Annotated in this window: 19 protein-coding genes and 2 pseudogenes; 11 read left to right on the plus strand and 10 right to left on the minus strand. The window is 60.3% G+C overall.

Going from position 1 to position 16,664, the window contains the following annotated elements; all coding sequences use genetic code 11:
- Positions 1–18: 18 nt before the first annotated feature.
- From copD to V1293_RS20295, 5 genes and pseudogenes are all read right to left on the minus strand, one after another.
- Positions 19–981, minus strand: coding sequence for a copper homeostasis membrane protein CopD (copD, locus tag V1293_RS20280; RefSeq protein ID WP_334511646.1), 963 nt, complete (start codon positions 979–981; stop codon positions 19–21).
- A gap of 19 nt (positions 982–1,000) precedes the next feature.
- A complete protein-coding gene (locus V1293_RS20285) occupies positions 1,001–1,348 on the minus strand; it encodes a copper resistance CopC family protein (protein WP_334511648.1) in 348 nt (115 codons plus the stop codon).
- A gap of 99 nt (positions 1,349–1,447) precedes the next feature.
- Positions 1,448–2,356 carry a hypothetical protein gene (locus V1293_RS20290; RefSeq protein WP_334511650.1) on the minus strand — a complete coding sequence of 303 codons (909 nt, stop codon included), beginning with the start codon at positions 2,354–2,356 and terminating at the stop codon, positions 1,448–1,450.
- A 52-nt stretch (positions 2,357–2,408) separates the two neighbouring features.
- Positions 2,409–2,774 (minus strand): DUF2946 family protein, encoded by a 366-nt coding sequence (locus tag V1293_RS36200; RefSeq protein WP_442894257.1) that lies wholly within the window; start codon positions 2,772–2,774, stop codon positions 2,409–2,411.
- 342 nt (positions 2,775–3,116) lie between these two features.
- Positions 3,117–4,561 (minus strand): annotated as a pseudogene (locus V1293_RS20295) (IS1182 family transposase).
- A gap of 326 nt (positions 4,562–4,887) precedes the next feature.
- Between V1293_RS20295 and V1293_RS20300 the strand changes: the two are divergent.
- Positions 4,888–5,010, plus strand: a complete 123-nt coding sequence (locus V1293_RS20300; RefSeq protein WP_334511652.1) for a hypothetical protein — start codon at positions 4,888–4,890, stop codon at positions 5,008–5,010.
- A gap of 336 nt (positions 5,011–5,346) precedes the next feature.
- Positions 5,347–5,739 (plus strand): site-specific integrase, encoded by a 393-nt coding sequence (locus V1293_RS20305; RefSeq protein ID WP_334511654.1) that lies wholly within the window; start codon positions 5,347–5,349, stop codon positions 5,737–5,739.
- A gap of 388 nt (positions 5,740–6,127) precedes the next feature.
- On the opposite strand, the gene V1293_RS20310 is transcribed toward V1293_RS20305, so the two are convergent.
- From V1293_RS20310 to V1293_RS20330, 5 genes and pseudogenes are all read right to left on the minus strand, one after another.
- Positions 6,128–6,328 carry a hypothetical protein gene (locus V1293_RS20310; protein ID WP_334511656.1) on the minus strand — a complete coding sequence of 67 codons (201 nt, stop codon included), beginning with the start codon at positions 6,326–6,328 and terminating at the stop codon, positions 6,128–6,130.
- A gap of 465 nt (positions 6,329–6,793) precedes the next feature.
- Positions 6,794–6,916 (minus strand): hypothetical protein, encoded by a 123-nt coding sequence (locus V1293_RS20315; RefSeq protein ID WP_334511658.1) that lies wholly within the window; start codon positions 6,914–6,916, stop codon positions 6,794–6,796.
- Positions 6,917–7,694: 778 nt separating this feature from the next.
- Entirely contained in the window at positions 7,695–7,895 is a 201-nt protein-coding gene (locus V1293_RS20320; RefSeq protein WP_334511660.1) for a hypothetical protein, read from the minus strand.
- Positions 7,896–8,102: 207 nt separating this feature from the next.
- Positions 8,103–9,334, minus strand: a pseudogene (gene hemA / locus V1293_RS20325) (5-aminolevulinate synthase).
- A gap of 91 nt (positions 9,335–9,425) precedes the next feature.
- Positions 9,426–10,031 (minus strand): SCO family protein, encoded by a 606-nt coding sequence (locus tag V1293_RS20330; RefSeq protein WP_334511662.1) that lies wholly within the window; start codon positions 10,029–10,031, stop codon positions 9,426–9,428.
- A gap of 204 nt (positions 10,032–10,235) precedes the next feature.
- Here V1293_RS20330 and V1293_RS20335 point away from each other — a divergent pair, with 204 nt between their 5' ends.
- From V1293_RS20335 to V1293_RS20375, 9 genes are all read left to right on the plus strand, one after another.
- Positions 10,236–10,994 carry a carboxypeptidase regulatory-like domain-containing protein gene (locus tag V1293_RS20335; protein ID WP_442894258.1) on the plus strand — a complete coding sequence of 253 codons (759 nt, stop codon included), beginning with the start codon at positions 10,236–10,238 and terminating at the stop codon, positions 10,992–10,994.
- A 114-nt stretch (positions 10,995–11,108) separates the two neighbouring features.
- On the plus strand, positions 11,109–12,239 hold the full coding sequence (locus V1293_RS20340) for a metallophosphoesterase family protein (RefSeq protein ID WP_334511664.1): 1,131 nt from the start codon (positions 11,109–11,111) through the stop codon (positions 12,237–12,239).
- Positions 12,240–12,250: 11 nt separating this feature from the next.
- Positions 12,251–12,706, plus strand: a complete 456-nt coding sequence (locus V1293_RS20345) for a c-type cytochrome (RefSeq protein WP_334511666.1) — start codon at positions 12,251–12,253, stop codon at positions 12,704–12,706.
- A gap of 109 nt (positions 12,707–12,815) precedes the next feature.
- Complete coding sequence (locus tag V1293_RS20350; protein WP_334511668.1) at positions 12,816–14,273, plus strand: cbb3-type cytochrome c oxidase subunit I; 1,458 nt, start codon at positions 12,816–12,818, stop codon at positions 14,271–14,273.
- The gene (locus tag V1293_RS20355) at positions 14,270–15,958 is read left to right on the plus strand and encodes a cbb3-type cytochrome c oxidase subunit II (RefSeq protein WP_334511670.1); all 1,689 of its coding nucleotides are present in this window, start codon (positions 14,270–14,272) and stop codon (positions 15,956–15,958) included. The genes V1293_RS20350 and V1293_RS20355 overlap by 4 nt, the downstream gene beginning before the upstream one ends.
- A gap of 6 nt (positions 15,959–15,964) precedes the next feature.
- Complete coding sequence (locus V1293_RS20360) at positions 15,965–16,156, plus strand: hypothetical protein (RefSeq protein WP_334511673.1); 192 nt, start codon at positions 15,965–15,967, stop codon at positions 16,154–16,156.
- Positions 16,116–16,325, plus strand: a complete 210-nt coding sequence (locus V1293_RS20365; protein ID WP_334511675.1) for a hypothetical protein — start codon at positions 16,116–16,118, stop codon at positions 16,323–16,325. The genes V1293_RS20360 and V1293_RS20365 overlap by 41 nt, the downstream gene beginning before the upstream one ends.
- Positions 16,326–16,384: 59 nt before the next feature.
- Entirely contained in the window at positions 16,385–16,507 is a 123-nt protein-coding gene (locus V1293_RS20370) for a hypothetical protein (RefSeq protein WP_334511676.1), read from the plus strand.
- Positions 16,508–16,521: 14 nt separating this feature from the next.
- Positions 16,522–16,644: a hypothetical protein gene (locus V1293_RS20375; RefSeq protein ID WP_334511677.1), complete on the plus strand. Its 123-nt coding sequence runs from the start codon at positions 16,522–16,524 to the stop codon at positions 16,642–16,644.
- The last annotated feature ends 20 nt before the right edge of the window (positions 16,645–16,664 follow it).

Here is a 16,664-nt window from a genome sequence, read left to right on the forward strand (position 1 = left end):
TTGCTTTTTTGAGTTGGTTCATTTCACGAGGTGGATGGCGGGATGCATTGTGCCGAGCACCCCGACGATGGCAAAGATCACAAGCCCCAGCGCAATCTCGATCAGCGTGTTGCGCGTCAGCGCAGCGAGCGCGCGGCGATCCATTTCACCCTTTGCGGCGAGCGCGAGCCGCGGCGTCAGGAGGAGCCGATTGACGGTAGCAAAGGCGACCATGATCGCGAAGACCGCGATCTTGAGCAGCAACATCTGCCCATAGTCGGTCACAAGCAGGCCGCGGAACGAACCGACGAGGATCCACGCGTTCACGATTCCCGACGCGATCAACGTGGCCACGCTGATGATGCCAAGGGTTGAAAACCTGCGCACGGCGTGAAGTTGCAGCGGCTCCCATTCCAAGGCCGGCCGGCGTCGGCCAATCGCGAATAAAATCGAAAGCCCGACCAGACCTCCGATCCAGGCAGACGCTGCGCAAAGATGCAGAACGTCGGCGGCAAGGTGCAGATTTCCCAACTCGCCCAGCGTCGATCCGGCATGCCCGGTCCAGGCGATCGCCGCAATCAGGCCCAAGGCGATCACCACCGCGAGCCAGCGCAACTGGACAAAACGGTTGAAAAGCAGACAAGCGGCCAGTACGGCGGTCAGCGTGGCGCGAACTTCCGAGACCATGCCAAACTGTGTCTCATTGGCGACGGTCAGCATCGCGCCTGATCGCATCGCCTCACCGCCGCCAAGGCCCGTCATGGACATGGTCTCGAGCACAAACCAGACCGCGCCCGTTGCTGCAGCAACCACAAGTCCCGCCCAGGTGAGTTCGGCGATGCGCGGCTGGATGACGGCATAGGCCTCAGGCGAAGGCTGCAAGGCGGGCTCGGCGACGAAGCCGCGGAAAATCAGGCCGCCGGCAAGCGTGGCCGACGCCGCGACATGGATCGCGCGCGTCAGCACGAGCGGGCCGTCGATGTCCGCGGCGAACCAGCTCATCCGGCCCTTCCCTTAGGGCTCACTGCCCGACCTGGAAGGTGAAATTGCCCTCGGTGGTGTGAGTGTCCACCGAAAGCACGTGCCAGTTCACGTGATAAGTGCCCATGCCGCCAGCGCGCAGCGGCACCGACATCTGATTGCCGCTGACGCGCGCCCTGCCGCTGTCGACCCGCTGGCCGGCCGCGTTGGTCACGGTGACCGAACTGAAAGCGGGCTCCAGCTTCTGGGTGAACCACAGCGTTACCTCGCGCGGTGGGCTTGCGACCTTGTTGCCGACGCGGGGCTCAGCGTGGTCGAGGAAGGCGTGAGCGGCCGTTTCGCCCGTCGCAAGCAACAGCAAAAGCAGACTCAGAGTTGGGCGTCGCATGGATCAATTCCTTGGAAAGGGACTGGCGGGTTGGACCGCCGGACCGAAGATTGGTCTTCCAATTCCACGAGGATCGATGTCGTCGAGATAGAGATGCAGTTAGGCGATCACGCCGACATTGGTGCCGCTTTGCCGGTTGATCGGGATCAGGGCTTCGATACCGACCTGAAATTTGTTCCCGACCCAAAGGACGCCGGGGTTGATGGTCCCGGTCGTCTTCGTGCCCGAGGTCAACGTGTTCGATACCGGCGTCTGCAACGTCGCTTCGACCAGCGGGATCAGGTGATTGACGAATTCCGGCAGTCCAAGGTCGATCACCGCGGACTTCAGATAGGGCATGCTGTATTGGATGGTTGCGCCCCAGTTCAGCACCCGCGGATTAAACTCCGTGTCGGCCGTTATCTCGCCGGTGTCTGGGTCGATCCCGAATGTCGTCGTGGAGCGGCTGCCCGGTATGGCGTAGCCGACCTGTCCGGTAACCGCGACCGGTCGCAGCCATGACAGGGTGTCGGGCAGATCGCCAAAGCCTTTGCCGAACCAGATGGTCGGCGTGTAGGTGTTGAACGGTTCGGCGCCGATACTGTCGGCGCCGGTGCCGCCCCATTCAATGCTCAATCCCACCGACATGACGAATTCATGCGCGGGGTCCTTGAAGACGCGGTACTTGAACGTGGTTTCGAGATTTTGAAATCCGTGCGCGCCGATTCCGGTAGGCCCGCCGGGTGGGCTAAAGACGCTGTAGGTTGAACCAATCGAGATCGCAAAGGCCTCGGTGATCCGCTTGGAATATTCACCAGAAAAATCGCGCTGCCGGAACGGGGGATCATCGCCGGTCTTGAAGCTCGACACCGTGGGTAACGAAAGCTCGTCGTTCACGCCGGGATCGTCGATGGTGAGCGTTGCGGGAAAGAAGCGATTACCGACGATTTCGTGGGCAAGGCTCCCGGAATAAGGGATGAGCGCGATGGCGAGCCCCGACAGGCCCGCGCGCGCATGAGAGATGGACATGGAAGGTCTCCGCAAGTTGACGTGCAAATGCAACGGCCGCTAGCCGCTTTGTTTACGCCGATGGCGGAGGTGCACGCGCTTGGGAATTTGAGCCGATGCGGGATGATGAGAGCGTTTGCGCGGCGTCGGGCCAAGGAACGGGGCGGAACCGACGGGCCAAATGGATGAGGCCGACAGGCTTTGGAGCATCAGCGGCCGCCGCCGCATGGGTCGCGCAGATCGCGCAAAGGCCATCATGGGCGTATTGCTCGCGACCTTGATCGCCTGAGCCGGTGCTCGCGTCACTATGGCAAATGCCGGCTGATTGTAGCGGATCGGCAGCCGCGATGCCGGCGGCCCAGCACGCGGCAACCGGCGCCAGGATCTGCATCACCAGCGCGAGCAGGACGATCGGAAGAAATTTCTGTTGCCGATGCATTTCTTGGCCCACCCGCAACAAAGGCTACCACCACGCGACCTCGAGGTCGAGCCATCCGGATGTGGGTACGGGCACAATGCAACTTAGTGATTGGTACGAACAGGACGATCTTCATAGGCTCAAGGGCCGCTTGAGAATTGCCGCTCGTGGCGCACGGCGGACCTACTACGGGACGCCGAGGTCGCCTTTGGGTCTTGGTTGTGTGCAAACGGATAGGTCGGCAGGCGGCCGTGGTGGCCAATCATTGCAGGCGGCCGATGTTATCGCGTCGGATCGTCGAATGACCGGCCAAAAGTGGGTATCGCGACGCGGTATTTCGCTTTTGGACGCACTTTCCGGCCTTCAGGCGGCGCGGATGGCTGCAATCAGGCGTGGTTTGCCGACGATGTTCATCACCCGTGTGAGGTTATAGGCGAGAACATGCAGCGCCATCTCGGCGGCGACATTCGGTAGGCGCTTCATCAGGAAGTGGGTCGCACCCATACGGGCTTTGATCGTGCCGAAGGGATGCTCAACTGTCTCGCGTCGCGTCCGCATGGCCTCGGGATTGGAATCGAGCCGTCTCTGGACCTCCTCGACCACATGCTCATGCTCCCAGCGCGTGATGCGGCGCTCTTTGGACGGCGTACATTGGCTCTTGATCCCGCAGCCTTGGCAAGCTGCCGTCGACCAGTAACGGCGCAGCGTCATCCCATGTCGACGTTGGTGTAATGATAGGGCAGCAGCTGGCCCGACGGGCAGCGGTAGACGTCCTCTTCAGGCAGATAGGCGAAGTCCTGTTTGCCGAACCGGCCCTCCGCCTTCGCGCCCGACGTCATCGGCTTGGGCAAGGTGACTGACACGCCAGCCTCTTCGCAGGCCAGTATCTCCTGTCCGTCGAAGTAGCCACGGTCGGCGACTGCATCGAGCTTGTCCACGTCGAGCGTCTCTTTGGCCTGCTTCGACATCCGAGCAAGCTGTCCACGGTCGTTGCCGACGTTGATGACCTCGTGCGTAACGATCAGATGGTGTTCGGTGTCCACGGCGACCTGGACATTGTAGCCGACGACGCCCGATCCGCGTCCGCTGGTGGCCATCGAACGGGCATCCGGATCGGTGAGCGATATCTGTTGATCCGGCGTGTTGCGCATCTGCGCGTCGAGCGCTTCCAGGCGGCTCATCTCCTGCTTCAGCCGAGCGATCTTTTCTTTGATCCTCGTCGTCTTGATGCTGATCGCTTCCGATGGCTCCTGCCGATCGGCGCTATCGAGTTGACGAAGATATCGACCGACGCTTTCCTCGATCTGCGCCATCCGCCTCGCCATCTTGGCGTGTGTGAAGTTGCGGTCGCGGTTGTTCACCGCCTTAAACTTGCTGCCGTCGATTGCGACGCTTGGGGTCTGCAACAGGCCCATTTGCCGGCATAGCGCAACGAACTTCGCGCAAACCTTCCGGATCGCCGCGCCATTGTCCTTCCGGAAATCGGCGATCGTCTTGTGATCGGGAGCCAGGCGCCCGATCAGCCACATTACCTCGACATTGCGGCACGACTCACGTTCCAGGCGGCGACTGGATTGCACCCGATTGAGATAACCGTAGATGTAAAGCTTCAGAAGGACTGCCGGATGATAGCAGGGCCGGCCCGTCTCCTTGGCGATCACACGCTCAAACCCCATTCCATGCAGGTCGAGCGCCTCGACGAACACATCGATCACATGGACCGCGTTGTCCTCGCCTACCCAATCCTCCAAACATTCCGGCAAGAGCGTCAGCTGGGATCTGTCCGCGCCTTCAACGAAGCGTCCCATCCGTATCCCCCAATCAGGAAACGGAGGAATCGTAGCCGACTCGCGGCTTTTCACACAGCCAGGGTCAATACCAGTCTCGGCCAGCATGCAGGATTTAGGGCAAGATCCGGCCGACTTACTGCGCGGCAACCGTAATCTACCCTCGCTCGATATGCGGGCCTTCGAAAGGTAGCGCGGCCCCGTGATACCGCTACGCCATAGGTCATGTTGCCGCGCGATCAAAACGCACGCGACGAAACGTAGCATTGTATTCTTGTGCGTGAAGGCACGTTCTTTCGACAGAGTGTATTTTATCGCTGGTGGGCGCGTTCGATAGAGGCCAGCGCATGCTTGAGCTTTGGAACAACTGGTACGACACCCTAGCGTCGGCGGAGGCGCTTGCCACTGTCATCGTCATTGTCCTGGTGGCTGCCGGCGCTATTACGCTGGCGGAGAGTCGGCGGCGATAAACGCGTCCGACAAAAAGGTTGATTTGGGGGAGACGTCGGCAAACCGGTCATTTAGACCAGCCTAGCTAGGGAGAAGTTTGCTCAGCAAATCAACGAGGCGCTACTTCCGTTTTGGTCAAACGCGTCATTTTGACCGTAGGCCAGCCACTTCCGGTCTACCTCGATAAACGGACATCTTCAGAGCCGGTTGGCATGTCTCAAACGGGCCAGAGGACTAAACCGCTCGCGCGGTAGGGCGCTTGCGGCAGCGGCGCAGCCAAACCGATAGCGCGACGGGGCGTCCTGTCTTGAGATCGAGGGGTTTCGACAACCTCCATCAAGACAGGAGCATCCCTCATGACCGATAAGGCCATAAGCCCGCTGCGGCAGCGCATGATCGAAGACATGACGATCCGCAAGTTGGCGCCGAAGACCCAACATGACTACGTGCAAAGGGTCAAGAACTTCGCTGCGTTCCTCGGGCGCTCACCGGATACGGCGAGCTTCGAGGACGTGCGTCGCTACCAGCTGCATCTGGCGGCGAGCGGCGTTGGCGTGCCGACCATCAACCAGACCGTATCGACGCTGCGGTTCTTTTTCAGGGTCACGCTCAGGCGCTACGATATCGTCGAGCACACCCATTTCATTCATGAGGCGCGCAAGCTGCCGGTGGTTCTCAGCCCCGAGGAGGTGGCGCGGCTGCTCGATGCCGCACTGCCGCACCCGGGCTCAAATACAAGGCGGCGCTGAGCGTGGCTTCCATTTTTCAAAGGCATCCGCGAGGATGACCTGTGAACTAGGTGTTTTTCGAAGCGTTCGTATACCTACCGCCCACAGTCCGTGCAAACGGCGAACTCTACTGCGGACCTTTAGGGACGGCATCATCCCGTCGCGACTCGGGGTCCGCCCCTTCGCGGTTAGTTGTCGTTTTCAGTTCGGATAAGGTGCAATCGCCTGCCCATAGCTTTGTACCCTTGACGGTCCCAACGAGTTTGCAGCCCATTGGCGGGCTCGGCTTCGCTTGAACAATCGGCTTTCCTCCGACCGTTGGCTTCTTTGCCGGGGGGCACTTGAGCGACGGCAGCACCACCAACCGAGATTAGCAAAGCAGCTCTTGCGGCAGCACTTCTGCTAATCGTCATTGATCTTCTCCATCTAAATCCTGCTTGAAGCGTTGCTTCTGGATAGCGCGTTCGATGGCTTTTTTCGCGTTACCAATCGCCTCGTCCCGCGTGCTGCCATACCCGGACATCTTGGTCCCGGAGACGGTCGCGGCCCACTTCCAAAGGTGGCGTTCAATGCCCTGCACAACGGAGTATTCGATCCCGCGATATAGCATCGCGATTGCCTTTGTGTGTCGTCGCCGTTGTAGACATGTTGGCGAGCGGGATTGAACACGGCCCCACGCCCTCTCGGGGGCATTGGGGTTGAGGCGGGGGCCGCGGGGCCACGTGTACTGAGTGGCCCGCTAACGAAACGACCCTATGGATACAGTTGTTCCTAAACACTGGCAGCATTGCCGACGACTAGCAAATGGCGTCCCTGCTGGGCTGAGGTTAGCCGTCGTCTTTGCGAACTAGCGACGGCTCTCCATCAAGCCAATCCTGTTCGTCGGCCAATGCTCTCCAAGCCGCTTCCATTCGCTTGTACCGCTGCCGGGTTGGCTCATTGGGAGCAGCTTCCGCGAGGTAGGCGCAGTTCTCCGCATTTTGCCGGTATGTTTCAGACTGCTTCATGGTTGCCTCAACCGAAGGTCTGACCTGCGACCCCGAAACCATGACCCTACGCGCCAAGGCCAATGATCTTAGCTGGTTTCCTTCGGTTTGGGGCGGGTGGCGATCACGGTCTCAATGTCGCGGGCCATGCCCCGCAAATCAACGGCCAGCTTTAAGAACAGTGCGCGCTTGTGCGCGTCGGTCGCCAGCATGCCGATGATTTCGCAATCCTCGGCCTCGGCCAGTAGCTTTTTAACTTGGCTTTAAGGTCCTGCACGAGTCCGCTCAAATCCCCGTCTTGCTTCCCGGCACCGTGAGCCGCCGAAACTTAAATCAGGCCTCTGCATTTTACCACTCTGAGACCAGAGCAGCACAAATAAGGCGGCGACTACGACAGCTAACCAGACCAGCGATGAGAACGGTGTCACGGCTCATCGCTATAGTTTAGGCCGATGGCTGTGGGAATGTTATTGCCCTCAGGGGACGGGTCGTAACGGCCTCTGCGCGTGGGAGTGATATCCGCAATCTTACGGGGCCAAATTCCGGCTCCTTGTTACGAAGCGAACAGACGCTTGTGTCTTTCTAATCTAAGATATTCGCGTTTTATCACGTTCCGAATATTTTCGAATCGCCCGGCCAAAAGCCGGGCTTTCGTTTTCGGAGTAAAACCGCCCCAGCTGGGGGATGGGCTGGGCCGTCATTCCAACGCGCCAGACACGGCGGTGCCCGGCGCATGCCGTGCTCCACTGTAGCCCGTTCCCATTCTTTTACTGGTTCGGTGGGCCTGCCGCGTTCGACATCGACAAGCGGGTTAAAGCCCTGCGGGACGGGCTGTGATTGCGCCTGATCCGGCTCTATGCGGCACGGGCTTGCTTCCGAGTGAGCACTTGGCTTGCGAGCCTAGGAAAACGGCTCGTCGGTTTTTGAAACGGAAACGGCCGCAGCCTCTCCCCAAGGCTGGGGCCACACCCCAAGCCTTACTGCCCAGGCCTAAATTTCGCGATCTTGCGGGGGCGGCTCAATGTCCGGTACGAGGGGCTTCGAGTTGGGCGGCGCGCCTGGTTCGTCCACTTGCAATTTAAGATCGGCCGCTTTGTCCAAAAGAGCTGCGGAAATCTTTGGGTCCGTTGTTGCTTTAGCCAACCCAAAAAGGATCGCCGCTTGACGCACGAAATACTCTTTTCCGATCACGTTTGCTGCCCCCGTGGTATCCCAGCGCCGGACGCCATTGCGCGCCAGCCGGGGATTCGTTCCGGGGAACTGTGTTACAAAGTGAACTTTATTTTTAGTTCCATCAAAGTAGAAATAGTCCTTGAAGGTGACGAGCCAACTGCTCGTGTGTCCACTCCGTGATCGGCCCTTAACCCGGCAACTCGCGCCTTCAGGATGTCATCCTGTCTACGCGCTCATCTGCGCGAGCGCCCGGTCCTCGCGCGGCAGGTCGAGCCGCTTCCAGACATCGATCAGCGCCTTGGCGAGCGCGTCGATCATGCCGTCGTCGTGATAGGGCGACGGTGTGATGCGCAGCCGCTCCATACCGCGGGGCACGGTCGGGTAGTTGATCGGCTGGATGTAGATTCCACGTTCAGTGAGAAGGAGGTCGCTTGCCGCCTTGCAGCTCTCCGGATCGCCAACGAGGACCGGTATGCGTCTCGCTCGGCATTACCGGGAGCCGTGCCGCCCTAAGCACTGCCTTGGTGCGCGCCACGCGGTGCTGATGCTGCTCGCGCTCCCAGTTGGAGCTTTTGAGGTGGCGGATCGCCGCGGTTGCGGCAGCACAAATCGGCGGCGGAAGAGCTGTGGTGAAAATGAAGCCAGGCGCGCATGATCGCACCGCATCGATCAGCGCGGCATCGCCCGCAATGTATCCGCCAAGACAGCCGAACGCCTTGGCGAGCGTCCCTTCGATGACGTCGACGCGGTGTGCTGCGCCCTCGCGTTCTGTGATGCCGCCGCCGCGCGGGCCATACAGGCCGACCGCATGCACCTCGTCACAATAGGTCATCGCCTCGTAACACTGGGCAAGATCGCAAATGCCATTAATGGGAGCGACATCACCATCCATGGAATAGAGGCTCTCGAACACAATCAGCTTCGGCCGTTGCGGCTCGGCCCTTTTAAGCAGCTCTTCGAGGTGGCCGAGATCGTTATGGCGCCAGATTTGCTTCTCCGTCCCGGACAGGCGCACGCCCTCGATCATCGAGTTGTGGTTGAGTGCGTCGGACAGAATCACGCACCCGGACATTAGCCGGGCAATCGTTGCAATGCCGGTCTGGTTCGAGACGTAGCCGGAAGTGAACACGAGCGCCGCCTCCTTGCCGTGAAGGTCGGCCAGTTCGTGCTCAAGCTCGACCAGCGGATGACTGGTGCCGGCGATGTTGCGCGTGCCGCCCGCGCCGGTGCCCCATGCGGATCGCGGTTTTTACCATGGCGCCGATCACCTTCGGGTGCTGCCCCATGGCGAGGTAGTCGTTGGAACACCAAATCACGACGCTGCGCGGGCCGGTAGGCGAGTGCCAGATGGCGCAGGGATAGCGCCCGGCGATGCGCTCAAGATCGGCAAAGACGCGGTAGCGCCGCTCGTCCCGTAACTGCGCGAGGGCGTGAAGGAAATAGCCATCGTAATTCATTGGACAGCCTCTCCAGCTGCCACCGTCTCAAACGCCTGTGGAATCCCTTAGGTCAGCCTCTCATGGCAGATCGTCCCCGACCACTTGCATTCTAGCGAGCCTTTGCCATGGCGCCGCGCACCACCTCGGCGATGCGCTCGCCTGGCGTGTCCGCGTCAAGACCGCGCACGAATTTGCCCTCAGCGTCCATCAGGTAGAGATAGGTGCTGTGGTCCATGACGTAATCCCCGGCGCCCGGTCCGCTCTTACGAGGTTCGTAATAGACTCCGTATTCCTGAGCAGCGGCAGCGATCTGCTGTGGCGTGCCGGTGAGTCCGACGATCCTCGAATCAATTGACTGGGTGTAGTTCGCCATAACTGCTGGCGTGTCGCGCTGCGGATCGATTGTGATGAACAACGGTTGGAGCTTGTCGGTGTCGGGACCGAGCTTCTCGAGCGCAGTGGAAATCTCAAGGAGCGCCGTCGGGCAGCTATCGGGACACGAAGTGAAGCCGAAATAAACCAGAAGCCATTTCCCACGGTAGGTCTGATCCGTGACCGTCGCGCCGTCAGGTGAGGTGAGTGTGAACGGGCCGCCGATCGTCGCCGGCGCGTTGGCCGCGCGTACGAGCGGTTGGCTCAGCGCCAAGGCGGTCGCGACAGCAATGCCGAAAGGCATTACCCGCCCAAGATCCGAGAATATGGGACGGCGACGCATCAAATGCCTCCCGCGGCTGCGGTCCTTATCCGCCACAAACCTCCCTCTCGCTTCAGCAGGTGTTTCTTAGACGATTTTTGCCCTCAGGCTTCATAAGCTTTGCTTAAGGTTTCGAAAAGGAGTTCTGATTTTCCTAACCCCTGTAAATGGCGGTTAGCTCTCGACGAAATTTCCTGCGAACGTCAAAGATCAAGAGAGTGTGCGATGACTGGCTTAGCCATTAAGTGGCTGATCGGGGTGTCGTCGATGGTCGCGGCAGTGACAACGCCGCTCCCAGCGTCAGCCTACGAAGCGAGCACGGTCGCGGGCGGCGGATCGATCACCGGCAAAGTCGTGTTCAACGGACCCCCCGGTACCCGCAAGGTCATTCCGACCAAGGACATCGAGGTGTGCGGCGGTCCCTACGAGGAGACGCTCATTCAGGTCGGGCCGGACAAGAGCGTACAGAACGCCGTCGTGTATCTGGCCGATATCGCGAAAGGAAAAGCTTGGCCGGCGGAAGCCAAGAAGCCGGAGATCAACAACAACAAGTGCAAATTCGAACCCAACATTCAGGTGATACGCGTGGGTGGGCTGGACGTCGTCAACAGCGATCCGATGCTCCACAACACGCACGGCTATTACGGCAAGCGCACCGTGTTCAACCTCGCTCTCCCCAACCAAGGTCAGCGAATTCCCGTCGAGTTGCCGCGGCCAGGCGAGGTGCGCATCGATTGTGACGCACATGGCTGGATGGAAGCGTTTATCTATGTCGCCGACAATCCCTACTACGCCGTCACTGGCGCCGACGGCAAATTCACCATCCCTGACGTTCCGGCCGGAACCTACAAGCTGGTGGCGTACCAACCCTTCACCGGCCCGAATGAGCAGACGGTGACCGTAGCGGCGGGGAAGCCGAGCGATCTGAATATCGAACTGAAGAAGGGCGCCTCTTCGGCGCAAGGCGGCTCCGGCGCGAAGTAAAGGGCTTCTGCGGCTCGACCCGAGCCGAAGGAACACGAAAATCTGGCGACGTGGTGAACAGCCGGAGTCGTCTCGCGGAGAGGAGCGACGCCTTGTAACCAAGGGAGGAAACGCATGTCCGAGCTTGAGCGCGACCGGCGTGAAATAGCTGCGGTGCTCGAACAGCCCGGGGTGCGTCCTGACCCCTCGCTGCGGATTACCCGACGCACCTTCCTGCACAGATCATGTCTGGTCGGGGCGGCGACCGTAGCCGAGACCTTCGCTTGGTGGCCGCTGCTCAACACACTCGACGTAGCTTATGCGGCCGAGGCGCCATTCAAGTTCGCCTGGATTTCCGACACCCATCTCTATCCGAAGTCCCTTAATACGCGCTTCGTCGAGAAAACGGTGCGTGCTGCCAAGGAGGTGCAGGCGATGAGTCCGCCGGCCGACTTCCTGATTTTCGGTGGCGACCTGGCCCAGCTTGGCAAGGTCGAAGAACTTGAGCTCGGTGTGGAGATCTTGAAAGAAATCAACATCCGCAAGGTCTACATTCCGGGCGAGCACGATTGGTACCTCGACATGGGTAAGAAGTGGGGCGAACTGTTCGGTCAGCCCAACTGGACATTCGACCACAAGGGCGTGCGCTTTGTCGGGCTCGACACCGTCAGTCGCGGTCCGGACTATTGGACGGCGAAGAAGATGAGTCCCGAGGAGCGCATGGGTCACATGGCCACGCTCGACGGCACCGTCGCTGGCCCGTGGGCGGGCGTCGGCCGCGATCAGCTCGACTGGCTGCAGAAGACGCTTGCCAATTGGGATCGGGACCGGCCGGTCGTGATCTTCAGCCACAATCCGCTCTACGAATACTATCCGCCGTGGAACTTCTGGGTGCGCGACTGGCGCGAGGTGAACGAGGTGCTCAAGCCCTACACCAAAGTCACCAACATCCACGGTCACACGCATCAGGTGCTCTACAACGAAATCGGCACCATGCGCTCGATCGGCATGCTGGCAACCTCATGGCCTTGGCCTTACGCGCCGGAAGGGGTGCCGAAGCTTACAAAGCCTATGATCCGGGTCGACCCTGGTGATCACTTTGACGGGGTCGGTTGGGCCAAGATCGACGTCAGCGCGCAGGACAAAGTCGACGCCGAATACGTAATGTGGCGCAAGCAGGTGTATGCGCAGTCTCCAGATGACTATGCGAAGAGCATTCCCGAGGTTTTGCGGCCCCGGGTCGCTGACAGTATGTGGCCATATTAGGAGGAATGGGCATGACCGCGCCGATAACAAGCCGTTTCATTCTGTTCCGCGCTGCCCCGGCGGTAGCGCTGGCCGTCTTGGTCGGCCCTGCCGGTGCGCACAAGGATCCGGTGACGCCGCAGCTGCTGAACTCCTACCAGCAAGTGTTCATGGAGCAGGTCCGCAAAGGCGACCTGCTGTTCCATGGCGATGCCGCAACCGAGGAGGCGATGGGGGTCGTGTTGTCTAAGACGGGAATGGCCTGTGCCATGTGCCATCCCATGACGGCCGATACCCACCCCGCCACGTTCCCGAAGTTCCAGGCGCAGATGGCCAAGTTCGCGACGCTGCGCGACATGATCAATTGGTGCATCGAGAAACCCAACCAGGGAGAAAAGATCGCCGATGACTCGGAAGCGATGAAGGCTTTGGAAGCGTACATCTACTGGTCGCAGAGCGGCTCGGTGTTGAACCCGGGCAAGTTCTGATTTCGATGCTGCGAAGCGGAGGCTTCTAGCGCGGGTCATTGCTGTCGAAGCTGCGTCTACCCGAGAACAGGAGAGAACGTACTAACAGAAAAGCAAGGGGGAATGCTCCATGGCGGAAGTGTTTCCGGCAGAGAGACTGCGCGGCAGGTTCAGCGGGATCAATTTGGATGATCTGGTCGATTGGCGCGTAGTCCGAACCTGGCTTTATTGGGGCATGTTCTGGCTCCTCGTCATGCCATCGGTCGGCGTGGCGATCTCGGGTCTCTTCAATTATCCGGATTACCTTGGGACCAATAATCTCGGGCTGACCTTCGGCCGGCTTCGGCCCGTCCATGTCAACGGCGTCATCTTCGGCGCCTTTTCCGCCCTCTTCATCGGCGAATGTCATTATCTGGTCCCGCGCCTCTGCGGGGTGCGGGTGCCATGGGCGCAATGGGGCGTACCGCTGGCATGGCTGTATAACATCAGCCTGGCGGCGGGGCTGATCTCGCTGCCTTTTGCGCAGAACCATGGTCTGGAGGCGGGCGAGCTCCCGCTCTTCGCCGAGATTCCCATCTTCATCGTCATCGCGGCGACAACGGCACAGTTCCTCCTCACCATCGCACAACGCCTCGAGGCGCCGCTTTATGTGGCCCTCTGGTATCTCATCGGGGCCTTCGTGTGGACGACGATGAATCTCATGCTGGGCAGCTTTATTCTCCCCTACACGATTCCAGGCATTAACAGCGCCGCGTTCCACGGCCTCTACATCCACTACATCGTCGGACTATGGCTCACGCCCGCAGGCTACGTGCTCATCTACTATTTCCTACCGGTCACTGTGCGCAATCCGCTCTACGCACACCAGCTGTCGCTGGTGGGCTTCTGGTCGCTCGCGCTGTTCTATCCCTTCGTTGGCATCCACCATTATCTGTATAGCCCGATCGCCGATTGGACCGAGACTCTCGCGATCGTTACCTCCATGTTGCTGATCATTCCCGTGTGGACGGTGCTGGTGAACTTCTTCGGTACCGTGAAGGGGCGTTGGGATGGTTTCGGGAAGAATCTCCCGGCGAAGTTCCTGATCATGGGCTCGCTGATGTACTTGGCCGGTTGCTTCCAGGGTTCGACCGAGGCGTTGCGCTCGATCCAGCAGCCCACCCATTTCACCGACTTTGTCATCTCACACTCGCACCTCACCGTCTTCGGCACATTCGTGGTCTGGGCGATGGGCGGTCTGATTTACGTGTGGCCGCGCGCGTTCAAACGCGAGCTTTGGTCATGGACGCTTGGCAACTGGTCGTTCTGGCTGATCACCGTCGGTATTTCCACCATGGGTCTGGTGCTTACCGCTGGCGGCCTGCAGCAAGGCTTCGAATGGATGAATGGCACCGAGTGGCTCGACACGGTGGTCCGAATGAAAGCCTATTGGCTGGTACGTACCCTCAGCGGCATCACGATGGACATCGGGATGTCCCTGCTCGTCTTCAATCTTATGATGACCGCGCTTAGTCGCCCGGCCGAGGGAAGAGAGCCCGTTCCAGTCCCAGGCGCTGCCCCAGTTCCCGCCGGAGGGCCAGCTGAATGAGTGCGCGCTTTGTCGCTCTGGTGGCCGGGGTCTTCTTCTTCTTCCTTGCCGTGGTCACGCAGGGAATCCTACCCTTTATTGAGCCGTCGGCGCGGACGACCAACGTGACCGCCGTGGTCCGGACCGATTTTGCTCAGCTCAAATGGGTAGTGACCGAGGCCACTGACTATACGCCCCTGCAGAAGCTCGGCCGCCAAGTGTATCTGCGCGAGGGGTGTTGGTACTGCCATTCGCAATACGTGCGTCCGGTGACCGGCGAGACGCGCCGTTGGGGCCCGGTCTCCGAGGCAGGCGAATACGCCTTCGATGTGCCGCACCTGTGGGGCACCCGGCGTATCGGGCCGGATCTGACGCGGGTCGGGCTCAAGTACAGCGACGAATGGCATCTCGCGCATTTCTGGAATCCCCGGATGCTCTCGCCGGATTCGAATATGGCGCCTTTTCGGGGACTGTTCGAGATGCCCGCGGAATCCGTCAAGATTGTCGATGACGGAGCCGGTAATCGTAGCCTGGAACGAACGCCCGTTACTGAGAAGCTCTTCGCATTCGCGAGCAAGGAGCAGATTAAGCTCACGCCGAACGCCGATGGACTTCTCTTTGTGCCCATGCAGGCGCGCGGCAAGGCTCCGATCATCTGGACACCGAACAAGGAATATACCGGCGACACCGTCAACATCGCCGCCGAGACAGAAGCGCTTCAGGGTCTCATCGCGTATCTCCAAAAACTTGGCATGAATCGCGGAAAGTGGCGGGATCTGTTTGAGCCGCAAAAGCTCGAAGTTACCGATGCGACGATGCCGCGATCGGGCGAATGGATCGCCTACGGCAAGGAGGTCTACCAGCGGCGATGCGTCGGCTGTCACGGGGCGAACGGCGACGGCAATGGACCGGCTGCGACCTTTCTGAACAAGCAGCGCCCGAGGAGCTTTGCGGCGGCCGTTTTCAAGTTCAGGCTAACCAAGGAGCCGTTGCCAACTGACGGCGACCTCCTGCGCACAATTACGCGAGGTGTTCGGGGCACGGCGATGCCGGCCTGGCACGAGCTGCCTTTGACAGACCGCCTCGCTGTCATTCAGTACATCAAGTACGAGCTGGCGGTCGACCGCTCCGATCCGGCAAAGCCCTATGCCTATTTCAAGGAAGAACCGCCGGGTCCGCCCCTGTACATCGGGCGGCCGCCTGTTCCGTCTGAGCAGATGCTCACTCGCGCCAAGGATGTATGGCAGAATGCAAAGTGTTGGGAGTGCCATGGCCGAACCGGGAAGGGTGATGGCGAAAAGGCTCCCGGGCTGAAGGACGATCTAGGCTTTCCAAGCCCGCCCGCGGACCTTACCGCCGGCCAATTCAAGTCAGGTCCTACAGTTGAGGACATCTTCCGCACTATGACGACCGGGTTGAGCGGCACGCCCATGCCATCCTACCGGGATCCGTTGTCGGAAGAGGACCGCTGGGCGCTCTCCTACTACGTGCTTGCGCTATCGGCCTACAAGGATCCGCTGACGGGCGAACCGCTGCCAATCGCCCCCAGTGATCGCAGGGCACTCAACGATCCTGCGCTCGAGGCCGATACGCCGGACAAAGCCTACGTCCCAAGCGGCCGCGCCGCAGCGAGCCGCGGCGGCGCTCACGTCTTGGCCGGCCGCAACGGGAATAGCGTGGCCGTGCAACGGGCCGCCGAGGAGTAATGAGCGATGACCATCTATTTCGAGATCGTCGGCCCCTACATTGCAGCCTTGATGATGAGTCTCGGTGCACTCTGCGTCTTCATTTGGGGCGTGCTCTCGGGCGCCTTCCGCGGCGCCGACGATGCATCCATACAGTTCCTGCAGAGGGAGATCGGCGATGACGGATCCGACGCGCACGCCAAGCACGACGGCGAATAACAGCTCACCCGCCGAGACGGAGGAGATGGAGGAGTATGCCGGTGGCACTATTCAATCTCGCCACGGCTACATTCCGGTGTGGCTGTTGGCTGTCTATGTCGTCCTCTTCATCTGGGCGCTGTACTATCTCGTCGTCTATTGGGGTGGGCTGGGACCGGGACGTGTCTAGCGATCCCGACCCACCTGCAAGCTGGTGACTGATTCCGATTCGAAATAAAGGAGCAGGAATTGCCGGTTCAGAAGGAGCAGAAGGTGCTGGTAGCCAGGATCATTCTCGCCCTCGTGGCCTTCAATCTGCTGTTCCTGTTTATCGAGTTAGCCATAAACGTAGTCCGTGTCTATTTCGGCTGACCAGGAGGGCGCGCATGATCGAGAATCCGGTTTTTTCGCTCGCCGATGCGAGTGCGATCCAGATCATCGCGCTTGCCGGCTTCGCGATAGCCACCGTCGCATTCTTCATTTGGGTCGCCTATCTCGTGCGTGGGTAGCGGCGGCGAATCGGTGCCGT

The sequence above is a fragment of the Bradyrhizobium sp. AZCC 1693 genome, assembly GCF_036924745.1.
Lineage (GTDB): Bacteria > Pseudomonadota > Alphaproteobacteria > Rhizobiales > Xanthobacteraceae > Bradyrhizobium.